The 19,707-nt window shown below is 68.3% G+C and carries 20 protein-coding genes and 1 tRNA gene; 15 read left to right on the forward strand and 6 right to left on the reverse strand.

What is annotated here, in order from left to right:
• Positions 1 to 12: 12 nt before the first annotated feature.
• Positions 13 to 591 (reverse strand): nitroreductase, encoded by a 579-nt coding sequence (locus SFC76_RS05590; protein ID WP_322848478.1) that lies wholly within the window; start codon positions 589 to 591, stop codon positions 13 to 15.
• 118 nt (positions 592 to 709) lie between these two features.
• On the opposite strand from SFC76_RS05590, the gene SFC76_RS05595 reads away from it, so the two are divergent.
• On the forward strand, positions 710 to 2,302 hold the full coding sequence (locus SFC76_RS05595; RefSeq protein WP_322848479.1) for a peptide MFS transporter: 1,593 nt from the start codon (positions 710 to 712) through the stop codon (positions 2,300 to 2,302).
• A 128-nt stretch (positions 2,303 to 2,430) separates the two neighbouring features.
• Here SFC76_RS05595 and SFC76_RS05600 read toward each other — a convergent pair whose 3' ends face one another.
• Positions 2,431 to 3,651 (reverse strand): dicarboxylate/amino acid:cation symporter, encoded by a 1,221-nt coding sequence (locus tag SFC76_RS05600; RefSeq protein WP_322848480.1) that lies wholly within the window; start codon positions 3,649 to 3,651, stop codon positions 2,431 to 2,433.
• A gap of 59 nt (positions 3,652 to 3,710) precedes the next feature.
• Here SFC76_RS05600 and glmM point away from each other — a divergent pair, with 59 nt between their 5' ends.
• The 7 genes from glmM (at position 3,711) to SFC76_RS05635 (ending at position 10,425) form a co-directional block, all read left to right on the forward strand.
• Positions 3,711 to 5,063 (forward strand): phosphoglucosamine mutase, encoded by a 1,353-nt coding sequence (gene glmM, locus SFC76_RS05605; RefSeq protein ID WP_322848481.1) that lies wholly within the window; start codon positions 3,711 to 3,713, stop codon positions 5,061 to 5,063.
• Positions 5,063 to 5,287: a DUF1272 domain-containing protein gene (locus SFC76_RS05610; protein WP_322848482.1), complete on the forward strand. Its 225-nt coding sequence runs from the start codon at positions 5,063 to 5,065 to the stop codon at positions 5,285 to 5,287. The genes glmM and SFC76_RS05610 overlap by 1 nt, the downstream gene beginning before the upstream one ends.
• A gap of 273 nt (positions 5,288 to 5,560) precedes the next feature.
• Positions 5,561 to 6,328, forward strand: a complete 768-nt coding sequence (gene thiD, locus SFC76_RS05615) for a bifunctional hydroxymethylpyrimidine kinase/phosphomethylpyrimidine kinase (protein ID WP_322848483.1) — start codon at positions 5,561 to 5,563, stop codon at positions 6,326 to 6,328.
• Positions 6,329 to 7,015 carry a ribonuclease HII gene (locus tag SFC76_RS05620; RefSeq protein WP_322848484.1) on the forward strand — a complete coding sequence of 229 codons (687 nt, stop codon included), beginning with the start codon at positions 6,329 to 6,331 and terminating at the stop codon, positions 7,013 to 7,015.
• A 175-nt stretch (positions 7,016 to 7,190) separates the two neighbouring features.
• Complete coding sequence (locus SFC76_RS05625; protein WP_322848485.1) at positions 7,191 to 8,342, forward strand: site-specific DNA-methyltransferase; 1,152 nt, start codon at positions 7,191 to 7,193, stop codon at positions 8,340 to 8,342.
• A gap of 71 nt (positions 8,343 to 8,413) precedes the next feature.
• Entirely contained in the window at positions 8,414 to 9,469 is a 1,056-nt protein-coding gene (gene folP, locus SFC76_RS05630; RefSeq protein ID WP_322848486.1) for a dihydropteroate synthase, read from the forward strand.
• Positions 9,470 to 9,540: 71 nt separating this feature from the next.
• Positions 9,541 to 10,425 carry a bestrophin family protein gene (locus SFC76_RS05635; RefSeq protein ID WP_038663948.1) on the forward strand — a complete coding sequence of 295 codons (885 nt, stop codon included), beginning with the start codon at positions 9,541 to 9,543 and terminating at the stop codon, positions 10,423 to 10,425.
• Here the strand turns inward: SFC76_RS05635 and SFC76_RS05640 are convergent, their stop codons facing one another.
• Together SFC76_RS05640 and SFC76_RS05645 are read right to left on the reverse strand one after the other, a co-directional pair.
• Complete coding sequence (locus tag SFC76_RS05640) at positions 10,426 to 11,166, reverse strand: SDR family oxidoreductase (RefSeq protein ID WP_322848487.1); 741 nt, start codon at positions 11,164 to 11,166, stop codon at positions 10,426 to 10,428.
• Positions 11,167 to 11,202: 36 nt separating this feature from the next.
• Positions 11,203 to 12,621 carry a sigma-54-dependent transcriptional regulator gene (locus tag SFC76_RS05645; RefSeq protein ID WP_322848488.1) on the reverse strand — a complete coding sequence of 473 codons (1,419 nt, stop codon included), beginning with the start codon at positions 12,619 to 12,621 and terminating at the stop codon, positions 11,203 to 11,205.
• 155 nt (positions 12,622 to 12,776) lie between these two features.
• On the opposite strand from SFC76_RS05645, the gene SFC76_RS05650 reads away from it, so the two are divergent.
• The 7 genes from SFC76_RS05650 to SFC76_RS05680 all read left to right on the forward strand — a co-directional run bounded on the left by SFC76_RS05650 (position 12,777) and on the right by SFC76_RS05680 (position 17,608).
• Positions 12,777 to 12,899, forward strand: coding sequence for an aa3-type cytochrome c oxidase subunit IV (locus SFC76_RS05650; RefSeq protein ID WP_322848489.1), 123 nt, complete (start codon positions 12,777 to 12,779; stop codon positions 12,897 to 12,899).
• Between the two features lie 11 nt (positions 12,900 to 12,910).
• Complete coding sequence (locus SFC76_RS05655; protein WP_322848490.1) at positions 12,911 to 14,032, forward strand: NAD(P) transhydrogenase subunit alpha; 1,122 nt, start codon at positions 12,911 to 12,913, stop codon at positions 14,030 to 14,032.
• Positions 14,033 to 14,100: 68 nt separating this feature from the next.
• Positions 14,101 to 14,496: an endonuclease domain-containing protein gene (locus SFC76_RS05660; protein WP_322848648.1), complete on the forward strand. Its 396-nt coding sequence runs from the start codon at positions 14,101 to 14,103 to the stop codon at positions 14,494 to 14,496.
• Positions 14,497 to 14,498: 2 nt separating this feature from the next.
• On the forward strand, positions 14,499 to 14,798 hold the full coding sequence (locus SFC76_RS05665) for an NAD(P) transhydrogenase subunit alpha (protein WP_322848491.1): 300 nt from the start codon (positions 14,499 to 14,501) through the stop codon (positions 14,796 to 14,798).
• Between the two features lie 45 nt (positions 14,799 to 14,843).
• A complete protein-coding gene (locus SFC76_RS05670) occupies positions 14,844 to 16,343 on the forward strand; it encodes an NAD(P)(+) transhydrogenase (Re/Si-specific) subunit beta (RefSeq protein ID WP_322848492.1) in 1,500 nt (499 codons plus the stop codon).
• A gap of 195 nt (positions 16,344 to 16,538) precedes the next feature.
• Positions 16,539 to 17,477 (forward strand): MarR family transcriptional regulator, encoded by a 939-nt coding sequence (locus SFC76_RS05675; protein WP_322848493.1) that lies wholly within the window; start codon positions 16,539 to 16,541, stop codon positions 17,475 to 17,477.
• 55 nt (positions 17,478 to 17,532) lie between these two features.
• Positions 17,533 to 17,608 (forward strand) — tRNA-Val (locus tag SFC76_RS05680).
• On the opposite strand, the gene SFC76_RS05685 is transcribed toward SFC76_RS05680, so the two are convergent.
• Together SFC76_RS05685 and SFC76_RS05690 are read right to left on the reverse strand one after the other, a co-directional pair.
• Positions 17,609 to 18,340: a hypothetical protein gene (locus SFC76_RS05685; protein ID WP_322848494.1), complete on the reverse strand. Its 732-nt coding sequence runs from the start codon at positions 18,338 to 18,340 to the stop codon at positions 17,609 to 17,611.
• A gap of 4 nt (positions 18,341 to 18,344) precedes the next feature.
• Positions 18,345 to 19,553: a toxic anion resistance protein gene (locus SFC76_RS05690; RefSeq protein ID WP_322848495.1), complete on the reverse strand. Its 1,209-nt coding sequence runs from the start codon at positions 19,551 to 19,553 to the stop codon at positions 18,345 to 18,347.
• Positions 19,554 to 19,707 lie beyond the last annotated feature (154 nt).

The following is a 19,707-nucleotide window of genomic DNA, read 5'->3' on the forward strand; positions in this document are numbered from 1 at the left end:
AACCTGTCCGTCCTATCCCATGTTGGGCCAGTGCGAGACGGTTCGTGCCGGATCCGGGCGGGGCCGTTCGTCGAGCGGCCGGCTCGGCGTGCCGATGAAGACGAAACCGGCGATCCGCTCGGGTGCGGCGCCGAGCCCGTCGCGCACCGCATCGGAAAAGGTCGGCCATCCCGTCAGCCAGCCCGCCGCGAAGCCCAGCGCATGCGCCGCGTGGAGCAGGTTCATCGTCGCCGCGCCGGCGGACAATTCCTGCTCCCACAACGGAATCGGGCTGCTCGTCACCGGCGACGACAGCACCACGACCAGCGTCGGCGCCTGCCGCGCGAACTGGTCGAGCGCGTCGATGTCGCCGCGCGGCGCCTGCGGCCGTTCGGCGCGATAGGCGTCGGCGAGCAGCCGCGACAGCGCGTCGCGATCGTCGATGACGACGAAGCGCCACGGCGCGAGCTTGCCGTGATCGGGCGTGCGCGCGGCGATCGCGAGCATCTGGTCGAGCTGCGCGGCGTCGGGGCCGGGGGCGACGAGGTCGCGCGGCTTGCCCGAGCGGCGGGTGGCGAGCAGCGAAAGCGGCGTGCTGGTGTCGTTGAACATGATGCCGTCACCATAGCCCGTGGCGGCGATGTTTACAGCAGGGGATCAGCCGTTAGGTTGCCGCGATCCGCCGCCCGGTCGGGCCGGCGCCATGAATGTGTTGGAGTTGTCAGACCTTATGGCCATCGCATCAGCGAGCGGGGGCGGCGTACCGGCCCACGCGCGCACCTTCCTCGGACATCCGCTCGGACTGTTCCTGCTGTTTTTCGTCGAGATGTGGGAACGGTTCTCATATTACGGCATGCGGGCGATCCTGGTCTTCTATCTGACCAAGCACTTCCTGTTCGGCGAACAGCCAGCGTTCGCAGTATATGGTGCCTATACGGCTTTGGTCTATATCACGCCGATTATTGGCGGCTATGTATCAGACCGTTATCTGGGGCCGCGCAAGGCCGTGCTTGCGGGCGGAATATTCATCACAGTCGGCCATCTGCTTATCGCCGCAGTAGAAGCGCCAGCAGGCGTGCAGGGAAGCGCCCTGAATGGCTTCTACCTCGCGCTCGCCTTCATCATCGTCGGCACCGGCTTCCTCAAAGGCAATATCTCGGTGCTGGTCGGCAAGCTGTATCCGCGCGACGATACGCGTCGAGACGGCGCGTTTTCCATCTTTTACATGGGGATCAACACCGGCGCGTTCATCGGCCCGCTGCTGATCGGCTATCTGGGTGAGCGGATGGGCTGGTCTTATGGATTCGGGGCGGCCGGCGTCGGTATGGCGCTGGGCCTGATCGTCTTCATTCTGCTCCGCCGCGACTTGCACGAGGTCGGAGAGCCGCCGGTGCCGGCGGCGCTCAAGGCACGGACGCCGCTCGGTCTTTCTGTCGAATGGGTGATCTATGTCGGCGCATTCGTCGCTGTGCTGCTGGCCTGGTCGCTGGTGCGCAATCAGGGCGCAGTCGGCACGCTGCTGATCGCCGGATCGGTGTTTACCGTCGGCTATATCCTGCTCACCTCGTTCCGCGCCTTGCCCAAGGTCGAGCGGCATCGCATCTTCGCCGCGCTCTTCCTCGTCGCGCTGTCGCCCTTGTTCTGGGCGTTGTTCGAACAGGCGGGATCGTCGCTCAACCTCTACACCGACCAGTCGGTCGATCGCACGGTGCTGGGCTGGGAGATGCCGGCATCGTGGTTCCAGTCGGTCAATTCGTTCTTCATCATCACGCTCGCGCCGCTGTTCGGGCTGTTGTGGACCGCGATGGGCAAGCGCGGCATCGAACCGTCGGCGCCGTTCAAGTTCGGCATCGGCCTCGTGCTGGTCGGCGCGGGTTTCTTCGCGCTGATCATGGGCGCGCCGGCGAGCGGCCTGACCCCGGCGATCTTCGTCATCCTGCTCTACATGCTGCATTCGATGGGGGAATTGTGCTTCTCGCCGATCGGTCTGTCGTCGATGACGCGGCTGTCGGTGGCGAGCATGACCGGGCTGATGATGGGCACATGGTTCCTCGCCACCGCGGCGGGCAATTTCATCGCCGGCCTGATCGCGCAGGCGACCGGCGGCGAGGGCGCCGGCCCGGCGCAGGTGCTGGAGGTCTATGGGCGGATCGGCTGGTTCTCGATGGGCGTCGGCGTCGTCGTGCTGGTGCTCGCACCGTTCGTGACGCGGCTGATGCACCTCGACACGATCGGCGACGATGCGCACGCGCTGGCGGGCGAGGCAGCGATCGGCGAGCCTGCGGCGGCTGGCGTGAACACGCGCGAGGAGCGCAAGCCTTAATTCCTCCCCGATACGGGGGGGGGACGGCCGCGCAGCGGTGGTGGAGGGGGCTCTCCACGCAATACACCGCCTGTGACGGCCCCCCTCCACCAGCTGCGCTGGTCCCCCTCCCCGCAAGCGGGGAGGAATTAGCTCCGCTTCCCCACCACCCCGGTCACCGCGACGTCCATCGTCACGTTGCCGACGGTGCGGAACAGGTCCGGCACCGTCTCCACCGCGACCAGCAGCCCCAGCGCCTCGATCGGCACGCCCATCGCGAACGCCACCGGCGCGACGCTGGCGAAGAAGCTGACCGTTCCCGGCAGCGACACCGATCCCATCGTCGTGATCGCCGCGGTGGCGATGCCCGCGGCGAGCTGCCCCGGCCCGATCGGCACGCCGAGCCAATGCGCGACGTACAAGGCCACCGCGAGGTTCATCGCCGGGCTGGTCGCGCGGAAGATCGCCACCGCCACCGGCAGGACGATCCCCGCGGTCGCCGGCGCGACGCCGATCTCGGCCGAACCCTTCAGCATCGCCGGCAGCGAGGCGAGCGAGCTTTGCGTGCTGATCGCCACCGCCTGCGCCGGCGCGACCGCGCGGGCGAAGCGGCGCAGCGGCACGCCGCCGGCGAAGCGCGCCACCGGATAAGCGGCGAGCAGCACGATCAGCCCGATCGTCGATACCATCACGATATAATGGAGCAGCGCGCCGAACGCCGCCGCCCCGGTGCGCGCGCCGACGCCGTAAGCGAGCGCGAAAATGCCGATCGGCGCCAGTTTCAGCACCCAGCCGATGATCACCAGCATCGCATCGGTGATCGCCTGGAACAGGTCGGTCAGCCGCCGCCGTGCCGCCTCCTCCAGCCGGGTAATCGCGAAGGCGAAGGCGAGCGTGAACACCGTCAGCGGCAGGAACGCATCGCCCGCCGCCGCGCCGACGACGTTGGTCGGTACGATCGTCGCGAAGAAATCGGCGAGCGTCGGCACCTTGCCCATCGCCGGTGCCGCGGTCAGCGCGCTGCGCAGCGCCACCGACCAGGCCTCGGGCAACGGCCATAGTTCGAGCAGCAGCGGCATCACCACCGCCGACATCAGCGTCGTGCACCACAGCACGACGACGAACAGCACCACCGCGCGCCCGGCGATCCGCCCCGCCTTCGCCGCCTCCGCGGTGGCGGCGATGCCGGTGACGAGCAGCCCGACGATCAACGGCACGATCACCATCTGCAAACCGTGCAGCCACGCCTCGCCGATCGGCTGGCTGACGCTGGTGACGCGCAGCGCCCAATCCTTGTCGAGCGCCACCGCGGCGATGCCGAGCGCGATGCCGGCGACGAGCGCCAGCAGGATACGGGTGGCTTGCGACATCGGGTTCCTTGGCGCATCGGGAGATCGAGCAAGCGGCATAGCGGAACGGATCGCACGCAATGGCAAGGAAATATTTCGGCACCGACGGCATCAGGGGCGCGACCAACGCCGGCGCGATGACCGCGAGCATGGCGATGAAGGTCGGCATGGCCGCGGGCACCTATTTCCAGCGCGGCGAGCACAAGCATCGCGTGCTGATCGGCAAGGACACGCGGCTGTCGGGCTATATGCTCGAATCCGCGCTCGTCGCCGGCTTCACCAGCGTCGGCATGGACGTCATCATGGTCGGCCCGCTGCCGACCCCGGCGGTGGCGATGCTCACCCAGTCGATGCGTGCCGACATCGGCGTGATGATCTCGGCGAGCCACAATCCCTTCGCCGACAACGGCATCAAATTGTTCGGCCCCGACGGCTACAAATTGTCCGACGAGGCGGAGGAGACGATCGAGCAATTGATCGACAGCGCCAAGGAGGGCGACGTGCCGCTGTCGCCCTCGGCGCAGATCGGTCGCGCCCGCCGCATCGACGACGCGCAGGGGCGCTACATCCATTTCGCCAAGGCGACCTTCCCCGAGAACCTCCGCCTCGACGGGCTGCGCGTCGTGATCGATTGCGCCAACGGCGCCGCCTATAAGGTCGCGCCGATGGCGCTGTGGGAATTGGGCGCGGACGTCGTCTCGATCGGCATCACGCCCAACGGCACCAACATCAACGACGGCGTCGGCTCGACCGCGCCGCAGACCCTGTCCGAGACGGTGGTCGCGGCGGGCGCCGACATCGGCATCGCGCTGGACGGCGACGCCGACCGGCTGATCATCGTCGACGAGACCGGCCGGGTGGTCGACGGCGACCAGTTGATGGCGACGATCGCCGCCGGCTGGGCGCGTGCCGGGCGGCTGGCGGGTGGCGGACTGGTCGCGACGGTGATGTCCAACCTCGGCCTCGAACGCCATCTCAAGGCGCAGGGACTGGGGCTCGTCCGCACCAAGGTCGGCGACCGCTACGTGCTCGAGAAGATGCGCAGCTCGGGCTATAATGTCGGCGGCGAACAGTCCGGCCATATCATCCTGTCGGATTACGGCACCACCGGCGATGGCCTCGTCGCCGCGCTGCAGGTGCTCGCCGAGCTCAAGCGATCCGGGGCGCCGGCGAGCGAGGTGCTCCACCGGTTCGAGCCGCTGCCGCAATTGCTCAAGAACGTCCGCTTCGCCGGCGGCAAGCCGCTCGACGACGCGTCGGTCCAGTCGGTGATCGCCGCCGCCGAGGCCGAACTCGCCGGCACCGGCCGCCTCGTCATCCGCCCCTCGGGCACCGAGCCGGTGATCCGCGTGATGGCGGAGGGCGACGACGCGCGCCAGGTCGAGACGATCGTCGATCGCATCTGCGACGCCGTGCGGCAGGCCGCCGCCTGATGCTCGCGATGCGCCCCGATTGCGAACGCTGCGGCGCCGACCTGCCGGCGGATGCGCCCGGCGCGTTCATCTGCTCGCTGGAGAGCACCTATTGCAGCGAATGCGCCGACGATCTCGACGAGCGTTGCCCCGACTGCGGCGGCGAACTCCTCGACCGGCCGACCCGCGCCGGCAAGGTCCTGAAGGCGCATCCGGCCGCCGCGGAGCGCCGCTTCCAGAGCTGAGCGGTTTTCGCGCGAAGACGCGAAGGTGGAGCGCGCGCGGCAGCTTCACCTTCTGCAGCTGCGGCCAGTGCCGCGGCCGGGAGGAAGCGCTGCCGCAGTGCCGGACGCAACACCTTTGCGTCTTCGCGTGAACCACCTTCTTCTGTTCTGTTGCCCCCGACCTGTGGCATGGGTCGCCGCCATGGCGCACACGATCAGCCACCCTATCGGCATCGCACTGTCGGACGCGGGATCTTTCCGATGCCGACGTCCCGCCAAAGTCCGGCGCGTACGATGATCCCGCGCGTGCTCCTCGTCGCCGGCTCGGATTCGGGCGGCGGCGCCGGTATCCAGGCCGATATCAAGACCGTCACGATGCTCGGCGGCCATGCGATGACCGCGATCACCGCGATCACCGCGCAGAACACGCTGGGCGTGCAGGCGGTGCACGCCGTCCCCGTCGACATGGTCGCCGCGCAGATGCGCAGCGTGATCGAGGATATCGGCGTCGACGCGGTCAAGATCGGCATGATCGGTTCGGCGGAAATCGCGCATGCGGTCGCCGACCTGCTCGACCAGCTCGACGTGCCCATCGTCTTCGATCCCGTGATGGTCTCGACCAGCGGGTCGGTGCTCGCCGATGCCGCCACCATGGCCGCCTTCGAACGGTTGATGGGCGTCGCCTCGGTCGTGACTCCCAATATCCCGGAGATGGCGGCGCTCGGCGGCGAGGCGGCGGTGCTCGCGCACGGTTGCCATGTCGTCGCCAAGGGCGGCCATGGCGAGGCGGCCGAGATCACCGATCGGCTGCTGTCGCCGCAGGGCGAGATCCGCCGCCTGATCGGCAAGCGATTCGACACCGTCGATACGCACGGCACCGGCTGCACGCTGGCCAGCGCGCTCGCCACCGGGCTCGCCAGCGGCCTCGGCATCGAGGCGGCGTTCGAGCAGGCGGTGCGCTTCGTGCGGATCGCGATCGTCAACGCGCCGGGTCTGGGCGGCGGCCACGGCCCGATCGGCCATACGCTCGGCGTCGTCCCCTTCGACGAACTGGAGGGCTGAATGCCCGGTTGGAAGCATGAGAAGACCTGCCTGCCCCCCGTCGCCGGGGTGGACGAGGCGGGGCGCGGGCCGCTCGCCGGGCCGGTGGTCGCCGCCGCGGTGGTGCTGCCGGCGAAGGGCACGCCGCGCGGCATCGACGATTCGAAGAAGCTCTGCGCCGCCGAACGCGAGCGCTTGTACGGCCTCATCACCACCCGCGGCGTCTATGGCCTCGGCATCGTCGAGCCCGCCGAGATCGATACGCTCAACATCTATTGGGCGACGATGAAGGCGATGACGCTCGCGGTCGACGCGCTGGTGGCGCGGCTCGGCTGCGATCCCGGCCATGTGCTGGTCGATGGCAACCGCCTGCCGCGCTGGACCTATCCGGCGACCGCGATCGTCTCGGGCGACGCGCACAGCCTGTCGATCGCCGCCGCCTCGATCGTCGCCAAACATACGCGCGACGGCATCATGCTGGAGCATGCCGCGGTCCATCCGCAATACAATTGGCATTCGAACAAGGGGTACGGCTGCAAACATCATCTTGCCGCGCTGCGCGAGCACGGACCGACGCCGCTCCACCGGCGCAGCTTCGCGCCGGTCGCCGCCGCTTATGCCCGAATCACGGGCAGCGGTGGTTCGGCTTCGTTGCAGCTCGACTTCGAGCATGCCGACGGCAAAAATTTGCAGCAAGTCGCGCGCTGAGTCTTTTGAGTCACAGACCCCAGCACTTGGGGTCGGCGATGGCCGCGCTTCCCAACATCTGGATCGAATGCGCGGCGGCCGGTCGCGTCGGCCGCACGATGGGGCATAACGTTAACCAATGATCCCTTGACGTGAGTCCGGTGTTTCGCGCGAATAGGGCGGCAAGGGGGACGTAATGGCGGTTATCGAGAAGGTCAGGCAGTCGCGGGTCGCGGCGCGCAAAGCGGCGCCGTTGCCGGCGTGCCCGGCCGCACCCCTTCCCCTGGACAGTATCATCCGCGGCGATTGCATCGCGGCGATGCGTGCGCTGCCCGACAAGTCGGTCGACATGGTCTTCGCCGACCCGCCCTATAATCTCCAGCTCGGCGGCGAGCTGTTCCGTCCCGACGGCACGCACGTCGATGCGGTGACCGACGATTGGGACAAATTCGACACCTTCGCCGCTTATGACGCCTTCACCCGCGCCTGGCTGGCCGAGGCGCACCGCATCCTCAAGGATGACGGCACGATCTGGGTGATCGGCAGCTATCACAACATCTTCCGGGTCGGCGCTGCGGTGCAGGATCTCGGCTACTGGATCCTCAACGACATCGTCTGGCGGAAAGCCAATCCGATGCCCAACTTCCGCGGCACCCGCTTCACCAACGCGCACGAGACGCTGATCTGGGCGGCGAAGGGCGAGGGCGCCAAATACACCTTCAACTATCGCTCGATGAAGACGCTCAACGACGAATTGCAGATGCGTTCGGACTGGGAATTCCCGATCTGTGGCGGCGGCGAGCGGCTTAAGAAGGGCGGGGTCAAGGTCCACCCGACGCAGAAGCCCGAGGCCTTGCTGTACCGAATCCTGCTCGCCTGCACCAAGCCGGGCGACGTCGTGGTCGATCCCTTCTTCGGCACCGGCACCACCGGCGCGGTGGCGAAGCGGCTGGGGCGCCGCTGGATCGGTATCGAGCGCGAGGGCGATTATATCGCCGCGGCCGAGGAGCGGATCGCCGCGGCGCTGCCGCTCGACGAATCGGCGCTGGCGACGATGCAAAGCCCGCGCCAGCAGCCCAAGGTCGCCTTCGGCGTGCTGATCGAGAACGGCTATCTGACGCCCGGCGCGGTGCTGACCGACGCCAAGCGCCGTTTCCGCGTGACGGTGCGTGCCGACGGCAGCCTGCTCTCCGATTGCGGCGCGGCGGGATCGATCCATAAATTGGGCGCGGCGCTGCAAGGCGCGCCGGCGTGCAACGGCTGGACCTTCTGGCACCACGACGGCGAGGGCAAGCTCAAGCCGATCGACACGTTGCGACAGACGTATCTGCTGGCGACGCAGCCGTAAGCCATTCCTCCCCTGCGCGGGGAGGAATTAGACATATTGCCTTGTCGGGGCCGTCGTCGGAAGGACCGGCGATGAGTCTCCATCTTCGCCCGGTCCAGTTCGTCGACACCCCCGTCACCCAGCCCGACGGCGCCGTCGCGCGCCTCGCCGGCGGCCTGCAATGGTTCGCCGCTTACGAGGTCATCGAAGCGGGCCACCGCCGCACCGTCCCCGTCGCCGACGTCGCCACCCTCGGCGACCGCGCGGTCCGCCTCCACGCCGCGATCACGAAGCCCCGCCCGCCGCTCCAGCTCGGCGCGCGCACGCTGCGGCTCGATCAGCCGCTCGTGGCGGGCATCCTCAACGTCACGCCGGACAGTTTCTCCGACGGCGGCCGCCACGGCGGCGACCCTGCCGCCGCGGCCGCCGCCGGCGTCGACATGGCCGCCGCCGGTGCGGCGCTGATCGACCTCGGCGGCGAATCGACCCGGCCCGGTGCGGCACAGGTCTGGGAGGGCGACGAGATCGCCCGCGTCGTCCCGGTCGTCGAACGGCTCGCGCGCAGCGGCACCTCCGTTTCGATCGACACCCGCAAGGCCGCGGTGATGGAAGCCGCTCTCGCCGCCGGCGCGCATATCGTCAACGACGTCTCGGCGCTGCTCTGGGACGAGCGCGCGCTCGACGTGGTGGCGCGGGCGCAATGCCCCGTCGTGCTGATGCACTCGCCCGACCCGAAGGAGGGCGGCCACGCGCGCACCGGCTATCGCGACGTGCTGACCGAGGTGTTCGACTGGCTCGACGCGCGCATCGCCGCGGTCGTCGCGGCGGGGATCGACCAATCGCGGATCATCGTCGATCCCGGCATCGGCTTCGGCAAGACGCTCGCCGAGAATCTCGCGCTGATCAACGGCCTGGCGCTGTTCCACGGTCTCGGCTGCCCGATCATGCTCGGTGCCAGCCGCAAGCGGATGATCGGCGCGCTCGACAATGAAGCGCCCGTCGAGGCGCGGCTCGGCGGCAGCCTCGCGCTGGCGCTGAAGGGGGCGGAGGCGGGGGTGCAATTGCTCCGCGTCCACGACGTCGCCGCGACCGTCCAGGCGCTGCGGATCTGGCGTGGCCTGCGCGACCGGGCGCTGGTCGGTGGCTGAATTGTGATTTTGCGTTGCGGCAGATCGATTGTTGATGCGTTCGGGCCGTTCCGATCCCATTTGGACACGCTATGATCGTTGCAACCACCCCCCGCTTCACCCGCGTCGTCGCCGAAGTCTGGAAGCCGCTGGTGATCCTGTTCATCTGGGATGTCATCGTCACCGTCAGTTACTATGCGTTGGAATTCAAGGCGCCGTCGCTGCCGCTGACGCTGTTCGGCACGGTGCTCGCGCTGCTGATCGGCTTCCGCGACAATTCCGCTTATCAGCGCTGGTGGGAAGGCCGCGTGCTGTGGGGCGCGATGATCAACGCCTCGCGCAGCCTCAGCCGCGAGGCGCGCAACTTCCTGCCGGTCGACGAGGCGCACGATCTGCGCCGCACGATCGTCATCCGCCAGATCGCCTATGTGAACGCGCTGCGCTGCCAATTGCGCCGCCAGCCGGTCGACGAACAGGTGCTCAAATTCCTGTCTCGCGGCGAGGCGGAACCGGCGCTGACGCGCAGCAACATCGCCAACGGCCTGCTCGACGGCACCGGCCGCCGCATCGACGATGCGCGCCGCCGCGGCTGGATCGACACCATCCAGCAGACGCGGATGGAATCGACGATGGTCGACATCGCCAATGCGCAGGGTGGGATGGAGCGGATCAAGAACACGCCGCTGCCCAATCAATATCGGTTTTTCCCGACGCTGTTCACCCACATCTTCTGCATCCTGCTGCCGATCGGGCTGGTCGAGACTTTGGGCTATGCGACGCCGCTCGGCTCGACGCTGGCGGGGCTCATGTTCCTTGCGGTGCTGCAGATCGGCGACGATCTCGTCGATCCCTTCGCCAACACCGTCCACGACGTGCCGCTGACCGCGATGTGCCGGACGATCGAGATCGACCTGCTCCAGTCGATCGGCGATCCCGCGCCCGAGCCGACCAAACCGGTCAAGGGCGTCCTGTGGTGATCACAACGTATAGCCGCCGTCGCTGACCAGGCAGGTGCCGGTGATCAGCGCCGCCGCGTCGGAAAGGAGGAAGCCGATCTGCGCGGCGATCTCCTCCGGCTTGGCATAGCGGCCGAGCGGCGTCGCCAGCGCGGCGAGTTCGGCGAAGGCGGCATCGCGTCCGACCGCGGCGACGCGCTCGGCGAACATCGGGACCGCATCCCACACCGGCGTCTCGACCCCCGCCGGGGCGATCGCGTTGACGCGGATGCGGTTCGCCGCGCCTTCCTTGGCGGCGACCTTGACGAGATGGATCAGCGCCGCTTTCGACGCACCATAAGCGGCAACGCCGGCCTCCGCCTTGATCCCCGCCGCCGACGCGGTCGCGACGATCGCACCGCCGCCGGTCATCGCCCGCATCGCGGCCCGCAGCGTCAGGAACGCACCGTCGAGATTGACGCCGAGGATGCGTCGCCATTCGGCGAAGGACAGGTCGGCGATCGGCCCCGCGCCGGCCACCCCCGCATTGATCACCGCGCTATCGACCCCCGCGAGATCGGCGGCGACATCGTCCCAAAATTGTTCGTCGGCGACATCGCCCGCCAGCGCCTTGATCGGACACGGCAAAGCGACCCGCGCCAGCGCCGCGGCATCGGCATCGACCAGCACCAGCCGTTCCGCTCCCGCTGCGGCGAGATGCTGCGCGGTGGCGAGGCCGATGCCCGAAGCGGCGCCGGTGACGAGGATGTGGTGACAGGGCATCCGCCGATGCTAACCCCGCCCCGCCGCCGGGGGAAGTCAGGCGGCGTTGTCGATGCCGAGTTCGCCGAGCTTGCGATAGAGCGTCGAGCGGCCGATGCCGAGGCGTCGGGCGACCTCGGTCATCCGGCCGCGGTAATGGCCGATCGCGAGGCGGATGACGTCGGCCTCGATATCCTCGAGCGGGCGCAGATTGCCGTCCGGCCGGAACAACGTGATGCCGCCGGGGGAGGCGCTCGCCGAGCCGGCCGTGCCGGTGCGGCGGTCGCCGAGCGCGGCGATCTGCGGGAAGTCGGCGCGGGTCAGCGCCGCGCCCTCGCAGAGCACCGCGGCGCGGAACAAGGCGTTCTGCAACTGGCGGACGTTGCCCGGCCAGTCGTATTGCACCAGCAGCGCCAGCGCATCGTCGGTGATGCCGAGCGGCCGCAACCCCGGCTGCTGCGCGATCCGCGCCAGCAGATGGCGGGCGAGCGCCGGCACGTCGCCCAGTCGCTCGCGCAGTGGCGGGATCGTCACCTGGACGACGTTGAGCCGGTAATAGAGGTCCTCGCGGAACCGCCCCGCCTCGACTTCTTCGAGCAGCTTCTTGTTGGTCGCGGCGATGACGCGCACGTCGACCTCGCGGGCATGACGCGCACCGATCGGCTGGATCTCGCCCGATTGCAGCACGCGCAGCAATTTGACCTGCGTCTCCAAGGGCATCTCGCCGATCTCGTCGAGCAGGATGGTGCCGCCGTCGGCGTCGGCGAACTTGCCGATCTTGCGCTCGAACGCGCCGGTGAAGGCGCCTTTCTCATGCCCGAACAGCTCCGATTCGACGAGGTTGGCGGGGATCGCGCCACAATTGACGGTGACCATCGGCTTCTTCGACCGCGGACTGGCGGCGTGGATCGCATCGGCGACCACCTCCTTGCCGACGCCGCTCTCGCCCTCGACGAGCACCGGCACCCGCGCGCGCGCCGCCTTGGCGGCGATCGCCAGCGCGGCGCGGAAATCGGGTGACGATCCGACGATCTCGTCGAAGGCGAGCAGCGCCGGGATCTTCTCGGTCAGCGGGCGCAACTCGCCCGCGGCGGTGCCCGCCACCGCGGCTTCCAGCGCGGCGAGCAGGCGTTCGGGGGCGAGCGGCTTGACCAGGAAATCGGTCGCGCCGGCGCGCATCGCCGCCACTGCGTGCATCACCGAACCGTTGGCGGTGAGCATCAGGATCGGCAGCGCCGGGCGCCGTTCGCGCAACTCGGCGATCAGCGGTGCGGCATCGGCATCGGGTGCCCAATGGTCGAGCAGGATCGCATCGAGCTGCATCCCGTCCTGCGTGCCGAGCTGCGCCAGCGCCATCTCGCCGTCGGCGGCGAAGATCGACCGCCAGCCCGCGCGGGCGGCAAGCGCCGACACCAACCGGCGCTGCGCGGGCTCGTCGTCGATCAGCAGAAGCAGGCGCTGTCCGTTGCGCGTCATGGTATTTTCCTGTCCCGGTTCGGGGCACCTGATACAAGCTACCGGTAAAGGCGGACTTAAGCCCACCGTCCGGCGCCCGCCTTGACGGCCGCGGCGCTTTGCGGGCAGGTATTGCCACAAGGGCGCAGACGCCACGAGCAGACGAGGGTTGGATGATGGCCGGCAATGGTGACCTGAAGGCGCATGAATCGACCTATCTTAGCGTCACGAAGATGCTGTTCTGGGGCGCGATCGCCTGCGCGGTGATCGTCGCGCTGGTGATCTGGGCGATCGCATAGGCGCCGATGGCATGAAGATCGCCGTCCTCAGGGAACATGCAGACGGCGAGCGGCGGGTCGCAGCGACGCCGGAAACCGCCAGGAAGTTCATCGCGTTAGGGGCGACCGTCGCGGTAGAGGCGGGGGCCGGCGCCGGCGCCAACTACGCCGACCGGGCCTATGCGGAGGCCGGTGCCGCGGTCGCCGATCGCGCCGCGACGCTGGCGGGTGCCGATATCCTCCTCGGCGTACAGGGCCCCGATCCGGCCGGGCTGGCGGGGGCGGCACCGGGGGCGTGGATCGTCGCCGGCCTCAATCCGTTCGGTGACCGCGCGCGAATCGACGCTTATGCCGCCGCCGGTTACGAGGCGCTGGCGATGGAGTTCATGCCGCGCATCACCCGCGCGCAATCGATGGACATCCTGTCGTCGCAGTCCAACCTCGCCGGCTATAAGGCGGTGCTCGACGCCGCATCGGAATATGGCCGTGCCTTTCCGATGATGATGACGGCGGCGGGGACGGTCAGCGCCGCCAAGGCGTTCGTGATGGGGGTCGGCGTCGCCGGGCTGCAGGCGATCGCCACGGCGCGGCGGCTCGGCGCGCAGGTGTCCGCCACCGACGTGCGCGCCGCGACGCGCGAGCAGATCCAGTCGCTCGGCGCCAAGCCGATCTTCGTCGAGGCGGTCGCCGGCATCGAGGGCGAGGGCACCGGCGGTTATGCCGGCGAGATGAGCGACGACTATAAGGCGGCGCAGGCCGAGCTCGTCTCCAGCCATATCGCCAAGCAGGATATCGTCATCACGACGGCGCTGATCCCCGGCCGCCCGGCACCGCGGCTGATCAGCGACGCACAGGTCGCGTCGATGAAGCCGGGCAGCGTGATCGTCGACCTCGCGGTCGAACAGGGCGGCAACGTCGAGGGCGCGGTGGCGGGCGAGATCGTCGAACGCCACGGCGTCCGCATCATCGGCCACCGCAACACGGCCTCGCGCCTGCCCGCCGACGCCTCGGCGCTGTTCAGCCGCAACCTCTACAATTTCCTGTCGACCTTCTGGGACAAGGACGCCGGCCGCCCGGTGCTCGACGCCGAGATCGGCGACGCGGTGCGACTGACCAAGGACGGACGGATCGTCAGCCCGCGGTTGCTGTCGTGAGCAATCCTCCCCGGCACGGGGAGGGGGACCGCCCGGCGAAGCCGGGTGGTGGAGGGGGCGTGCCGCGCATGTTGCGCCCCGAAGTGGCACTCGCGCGCAAGCTGCGGCGGGAGATGAGCTTGGCGGAAGTGCTGCTCTGGGAGCAGGTCCGCGGTCGCAAGCTGGGGGTGAAGGTCCGCAAGCAGCATCCGATCGGGCCATACACTGCGGATTTCTACTGCGCGAAAGCCAGATTGGTGATCGAAGTGGACGGCGAGGCCCATGACCGCGGCGACCAGCCCCGGCGTGACGCATCGCGTAACGGTTTCATGTTGGAAAACGGGTACAGGGTGCTCCGGATCGGGGCCGCCGACATTCTGCGTGACATGGATGCGGTGATCACCGCGATCCGTGCGTCTGCGGCGGTCCCCCTCCACCACTCGCCGGCGGCGAGCGGTCCCCCTCCCCGTGCCGGGGAGGATTAGGAATGGACTTCGTAGCGATCCTGTCGATCTTCGTGATGGCGTGTTTCGTCGGCTATTACGTCGTCTGGTCGGTGACGCCCGCGCTGCACACGCCGCTGATGGCGGTGACTAACGCCATCTCCAGCGTGATCATCGTCGGCGCGCTGATCGCCGGCGCGGCGGCGGGCAGCACTTCGTCGAAATGGCTCGGGCTGCTCGGCGTCGTGCTCGCCAGCATCAATATCTTCGGCGGCTTTGCGGTGACGCAGCGGATGCTGGCCATGTACAAGAAGAAGGAGCGGCCGGTGTCGGCCAAGCCGTGATGCGCGGCGCCGACGGCCATCGTCTTTCGAGGATCCGGGGGTAGGATGGAACACGCAACCGCAGGCAGTTCGTTCGCGGCGCTCGCCTATCTGATCGCGGGGGTGTGCTTCATCCTCGCGCTGCGCGGCCTGTCGTCGCCGGTGTCGAGCCAGCGCGGCAATCGCTTCGGCATGATCGGCATGACGATCGCGCTGGTGACGACGCTGGTGACGCACGTGCCGCGGACGCTTGATTTCGTCGAAGTACCCGGCGCCGCTGCCATGGTGTCGGGCATCGACCTCGTCACCGTCGTCGAGCTGCTCGCCGCGATCGGCATCGGTGCGGCCATCGGCCTCGTCACCGCGCGGCGGATCGCGATGACCGCGATGCCGCAGCTCGTCGCCGCCTTCCACAGCCTCGTCGGCCTGGCCGCGGTGCTGGTCGCCGCCGCCGCCTTCCTCAACCCGATCGCCTTCGGCATCGCCGACATGGTGATCCCGATGCTCGGCCGGCCGTTCGCGGCGATCCATCCGGTCAGCCGGATCGAGATGGGGCTGGGCGTCGCGATCGGTGCGATCACCTTCTCGGGCTCGGTGATCGCCTTCCTCAAGCTCAACGGCAATATGGGCGGCAAGCCGATCCTGCTGCCCGGCCGCCACCTCCTCAACCTCGGCGTACTCGCCGCGATCCTGCTGCTGATCGTCGCCTTCACCCAGGACCAGAGCCCCTGGATCTTCTGGACGATTACCATCCTCAGCTTCGCGATCGGCTTCCTGCTGATCATCCCGATCGGCGGGGCGGACATGCCCGTGGTGGTGTCGATGCTCAACAGCTACTCGGGCTGGGCGGCGGCGGCGATGGGTTTCACGCTGCACAATAGCGCGATGATCATCACCGGCGCGCTGGTCGGCTCGTCGGGCGCGATCCTCAGCTATATCATGTGCCGCGCGATGAACCGCAGCTTCATCAGCGTCATCGCCGGCGGCTTCGGCGCGGAGAGCGGCGGCGGGGGCGGCGACGGCGCCAAGGTCGACCGGCCGTGGAAGCGCGGCAGCGCCGAGGACGCCGCCTTCCTGATGAGCCAGGCCGAACAGGTCATCATCGTTCCCGGCTATGGCATGGCGGTCGCGCAGGCTCAGCATGCGCTGCGCGAAATGGCCGACAAGTTGAAGGCGCACGGCGTCCGCGTCAAATATGCCATCCATCCCGTCGCCGGACGCATGCCGGGCCATATGAACGTGTTGCTCGCCGAAGCCAACGTGCCGTACGATGAGGTCTTCGAGCTCGAAGACATCAATTCCGAGTTCGCGCAGACCGATGTCGCCTTCGTCATCGGCGCCAACGACGTCACCAATCCCGCCGCCAAGACCGACAAGAGCTCACCGATCTACGGCATGCCGGTGCTCGACGTCGAAAAGGCGAAAACGGTGCTGTTCATCAAGCGGTCGATGGGCGGCGTCGGCTATGCCGGCGTCGATAACGACGTGTTTTACATGGACAATACGATGATGCTCCTCGCCGATGCGAAGAAAATGGTCGACGAGATCGTCAAATCGCTCGACTGACATCATGGTGCATCCGATTCGGAGGTGATAACCTTCTAAACATGCTTACCGCCGTCGCGATGATGCCGGAACGGAGATGAATGCGGGCGAACCGTTCGCGGTGCCGCTTATTCTGCGTCTATGGGGATCACAACGCTGGCTGATGCCAAAACGGAGAGACGCCCGGCGCGTCCTTATGGCGATCGCGGCCACCCCATGCTGCTGATCGCCGACGCCGCCGCCGCCGGGCCGTTCCACGCCGCGATCGACGCCGCGGGCGTACGCCTGCTCCAGCGCGTCGGCTGGGCCGAGGTCGCGGCGCTGCTGCCGCGGCTCGGCGGCCGGCCGGTGTTCGCGATCGAGGCGCGCGACGTGGATGCGGCGACGCTCGATGCGGTGCTGCCGCTCCTCGCCGATCATCTCGCGGCGGAGGAGGGGAGGGCGGTGCTCGCGCTCGGCACCGCGCAGATCGATCTCGTCGCCCGGCATCTGCTCGGCGAGCGCATCGAATTGCTCTGCGATCCCAGCCCGGCGCAGCGTCTCGCCGCGCTAATCGAGGCGGCTCGGCGGATGCCGCCGACGCTGCAGGAGGGCCTGTCCGATACGGTGCGCAGCGACCGCGAGCCCTTTTTCCACGCCGGCCGCGAGAGCGACGAGGAGCGGTTGCGACGGCTCACCGACGGCATGGCGCGCATCTCGCGCTTCGCCGCCGATTTCGTCCACAACCAGCCGGTGACGGGCACGGCCGAGCTCGGCGACCGCCGCGTGCGCTTCGACAGTGAGCCCGCGATCGGCCACGCCGTGCGTCCGCAGGACGTGCGCCGCGTCATCCATCGCCGGCAATTGCGCAGCAAGTTCTTCGGCCAGTTCGGCGGCGAGGCGCTGTTCGAAGACCCGGCCTGGGACATGCTGCTCGACCTTTTCGCCGCCGAGCTGGAGGGCACGCAGGTCAGCGTGTCGAGCCTGTGCATCGCCGCCGGCGTCGCGCCGACCACCGCGCTGCGCTGGATCGCCAAGATGACCGAGATGGAGCTGTTCATCCGCCATCCCGACCCCGCCGACCGCCGCCGCGCCTTCATGACGCTCTCGCCGCGCGCCAGCGAGGCGATGCAGGCCTATATGATCGCGCTACGCAAGATCGAGGCGGCGGGATGACCGCACCCCCTTGCGGATCGCCGCGCGCTTTGGCAGGGCAGGCGAACCCGCAAGGGGGCGATTAGCTCAGTTGGTAGAGCGTCTCGTTTACACCGAGAATGTCGGCGGTTCGAGCCCGTCATCGCCCACCATCACTGCGTGCCGCCGGCCTCGTCGCGGTATTTGATCTCGAGATAGCGGCCGCGGGTCGACAGCGTGTCGAGGTCGTTCTGCGCCAGCCGCGCGGTCATGTCGGCGATTTCCTGTTCGATCAGCCGCAACCCCGCGACCAGCTCGGCGTCGGGCGTACGGCCGTTGCGCTCGACGCGGCGCAGCGGTTCGGGAACGCGGGCATAGTCGTTGACGAAGGCGGGCAATTGCTCGCCGATCAGCCGGCGGACCTCGAACGCCTCCTCTTCGCGGCCGTCGAGCCGGCCGAGCTGCGGCGACAGCGTCTCGAGCCGCACGCCGATCTGGTCGATCAGCCCGCGCGCGGGGGCGGGCAGGGCGGGGCGCTGCGCCTCCAGCCAGCGTTCGGTCTTCGCGGGCAGCGCCTTGATGTCGACCTCGCGCAGCACTTTCTCGCTCGGCGCGCGCGCGATCGGGGCGAGCGCGATGCCGATCGTCACCGCCGCCATCAGCAGCATGACCGCCAAAAAGCCGAAGATGCCCAAGGGGATGAACATGCCGGCGACGCCGGCGGCAAGAAGGATCAGCGCATCGACCGCGCAGATGATCGCCAGCCGCGTGCCGACGCTGGTCGCCTTGCGTTTCAGCCGCTTGCCGTGCGCACGATAGGTCGCGCCGACCTGTCCGCGATAATCCTCGCTGATCCGCGCCATCGCGGCGCGGGCGCGTTCGATCTGCTGGTCGACCTCGGTCATATCGTCACACCGATTCGAGACGGTAGGAATCGCCCGCGCCCGGCCCCTTGAGCGCGGCCTGATTGGCGCCCTCGGCACGCGCGATATAGCCCTTCGACTTCTCCACCTCGTTGCCGAGCGCGGTGACGGTGGTCTTCATCGAATCGAGCGCCTTGAGCTTGAAGGAATCGATCGCGTCCATCGTGTCGTAGATGTTCTGGAAGGCGCGTTGCAGAGTCTCCAGCGGGATCGTCGAGGCGGCGGCCTGTTCGTGGATCGCCGCGGTGTTCGAACGCAGCAATTTGCCGGTCGAATCGATGATGTTGGCGGTCGTCGTATTGAGCTGCGTGATCGATTCGAGCACGAGTTTCTGGTTGGTCAGCGCCTGCGCGACGGTCACCGCGGTGCGCAGCGCCGAAACGGTGGTGGTCGAGGCGCGGTCGACGCCCTTGACCAGCTCGACGTTGTTCTTCTTGACCAGATCGAGCGCGAGATAGCCCTGCACCGTCACCGCCATCTGGGTGAGCAGGTCCTGCGTGCGCTGGCGGGTGTAGAAGAGCGCGGTCTCGCGGATCGCCTTGGCCTTGGCGGGGTCGCTATGGTCGAGCTCGTTGGCCTTGTCCTCCAGCCTGGCGTCCATCGCCTTGCTGAGGTGGATCATCTGCTCCAGTCGCCCCATCGCGCTCCACAGATTGGCGCGCTCGGTATCGATCGCGGCATTGTCCATCAGCAGCTCGTCCTTGCCGGCGGCGAGGTTCTTGAGGATCGAGCTGATATGCGTCTGCGACGATTGGTAGCTGTCGAAATAGTCGCGCATCTTCGACCCGAAGGGGATGATGCCGAAGATCTTCTTGGGGCCGGAGAGCGCGCCCTTGCGGCCGGGATCGAGGTCCTCGATCACCCGGCGCAGCTGCGCCAGGTCGGCGCCGACGCCGGTGTCCTTGTCCATCGCGCGGATCGGCCGGTCGAGGAAGCGGTTCGACTGGCCGGCGGCCTCGCGGATTTCCTTGGCGCCCATCGCGGTGATCGCATCGACGCGCTTGCCGAATTCGGGGCTGTTGACGTCCTGCGCGACGAGATCGTCGACGAAGGTCTCGACGCGGGTGTCGAGCTGCGTCTTTTTCGCCTCGTCGATCGGCACGAGCCCGGCGGCGCGTTCGGCGGCGACGGTCGGCACGGGCTCGGGCGGCGTCAATACCAGGTCGCGTTCGGGCGTTTCCACGTTCGTCGCCATTCCATTCATCTCCAAGGCCGTGCCGGGTAAAATGGCCGTCTTCCATGCCGACGGCAAGTGTATTGGCGTGATAACACGCAAATGGCACGGCGCGGGGCGGCCGGGGTGCCGGCGGGGCATGTCATGGCTCCCCTTCCCGCGGCGCAACATTTCG

Origin of the sequence: Sphingomonas sp. CD22, from assembly GCF_034556155.1 — a bacterium.
Classification (GTDB): Bacteria; Pseudomonadota; Alphaproteobacteria; order Sphingomonadales; family Sphingomonadaceae; genus Sphingomonas.

Excerpts from the sequence above, each read along its gene's own strand:
- SFC76_RS05595 (WP_322848479.1), top strand. The coding sequence starts at position 710 with ATGGCCATCGCATCAGCGAGCGGGGGCGGCGTACCGGCCCACGCGCGC.
- SFC76_RS05625 (WP_322848485.1), top strand. The coding sequence starts at position 7,191 with ATGGCGGTTATCGAGAAGGTCAGGCAGTCGCGGGTCGCGGCGCGCAAA.
- SFC76_RS05655 (WP_322848490.1), top strand. The coding sequence starts at position 12,911 with ATGAAGATCGCCGTCCTCAGGGAACATGCAGACGGCGAGCGGCGGGTC.
- SFC76_RS05590 (WP_322848478.1), bottom strand. The coding sequence starts at position 591 with ATGTTCAACGACACCAGCACGCCGCTTTCGCTGCTCGCCACCCGCCGC.
- SFC76_RS05640 (WP_322848487.1), bottom strand. The coding sequence starts at position 11,166 with ATGCCCTGTCACCACATCCTCGTCACCGGCGCCGCTTCGGGCATCGGC.
- SFC76_RS05620 (WP_322848484.1), top strand. The coding sequence starts at position 6,329 with ATGCCCGGTTGGAAGCATGAGAAGACCTGCCTGCCCCCCGTCGCCGGG.
- SFC76_RS05645 (WP_322848488.1), bottom strand. The coding sequence starts at position 12,621 with ATGACGCGCAACGGACAGCGCCTGCTTCTGCTGATCGACGACGAGCCC.
- glmM (WP_322848481.1), top strand. The coding sequence starts at position 3,711 with ATGGCAAGGAAATATTTCGGCACCGACGGCATCAGGGGCGCGACCAAC.
- SFC76_RS05600 (WP_322848480.1), bottom strand. The coding sequence starts at position 3,651 with ATGTCGCAAGCCACCCGTATCCTGCTGGCGCTCGTCGCCGGCATCGCG.
- SFC76_RS05675 (WP_322848493.1), top strand. The coding sequence starts at position 16,539 with ATGCTGCTGATCGCCGACGCCGCCGCCGCCGGGCCGTTCCACGCCGCG.
- SFC76_RS05650 (WP_322848489.1), top strand. The coding sequence starts at position 12,777 with ATGGCCGGCAATGGTGACCTGAAGGCGCATGAATCGACCTATCTTAGC.
- SFC76_RS05635 (WP_038663948.1), top strand. The coding sequence starts at position 9,541 with ATGATCGTTGCAACCACCCCCCGCTTCACCCGCGTCGTCGCCGAAGTC.
- SFC76_RS05690 (WP_322848495.1), bottom strand. The coding sequence starts at position 19,553 with ATGGCGACGAACGTGGAAACGCCCGAACGCGACCTGGTATTGACGCCG.
- SFC76_RS05610 (WP_322848482.1), top strand. The coding sequence starts at position 5,063 with ATGCTCGCGATGCGCCCCGATTGCGAACGCTGCGGCGCCGACCTGCCG.
- SFC76_RS05670 (WP_322848492.1), top strand. The coding sequence starts at position 14,844 with ATGGAACACGCAACCGCAGGCAGTTCGTTCGCGGCGCTCGCCTATCTG.
- SFC76_RS05660 (WP_322848648.1), top strand. The coding sequence starts at position 14,101 with ATGTTGCGCCCCGAAGTGGCACTCGCGCGCAAGCTGCGGCGGGAGATG.
- SFC76_RS05685 (WP_322848494.1), bottom strand. The coding sequence starts at position 18,340 with ATGACCGAGGTCGACCAGCAGATCGAACGCGCCCGCGCCGCGATGGCG.
- SFC76_RS05665 (WP_322848491.1), top strand. The coding sequence starts at position 14,499 with ATGGACTTCGTAGCGATCCTGTCGATCTTCGTGATGGCGTGTTTCGTC.
- thiD (WP_322848483.1), top strand. The coding sequence starts at position 5,561 with ATGATCCCGCGCGTGCTCCTCGTCGCCGGCTCGGATTCGGGCGGCGGC.
- folP (WP_322848486.1), top strand. The coding sequence starts at position 8,414 with ATGAGTCTCCATCTTCGCCCGGTCCAGTTCGTCGACACCCCCGTCACC.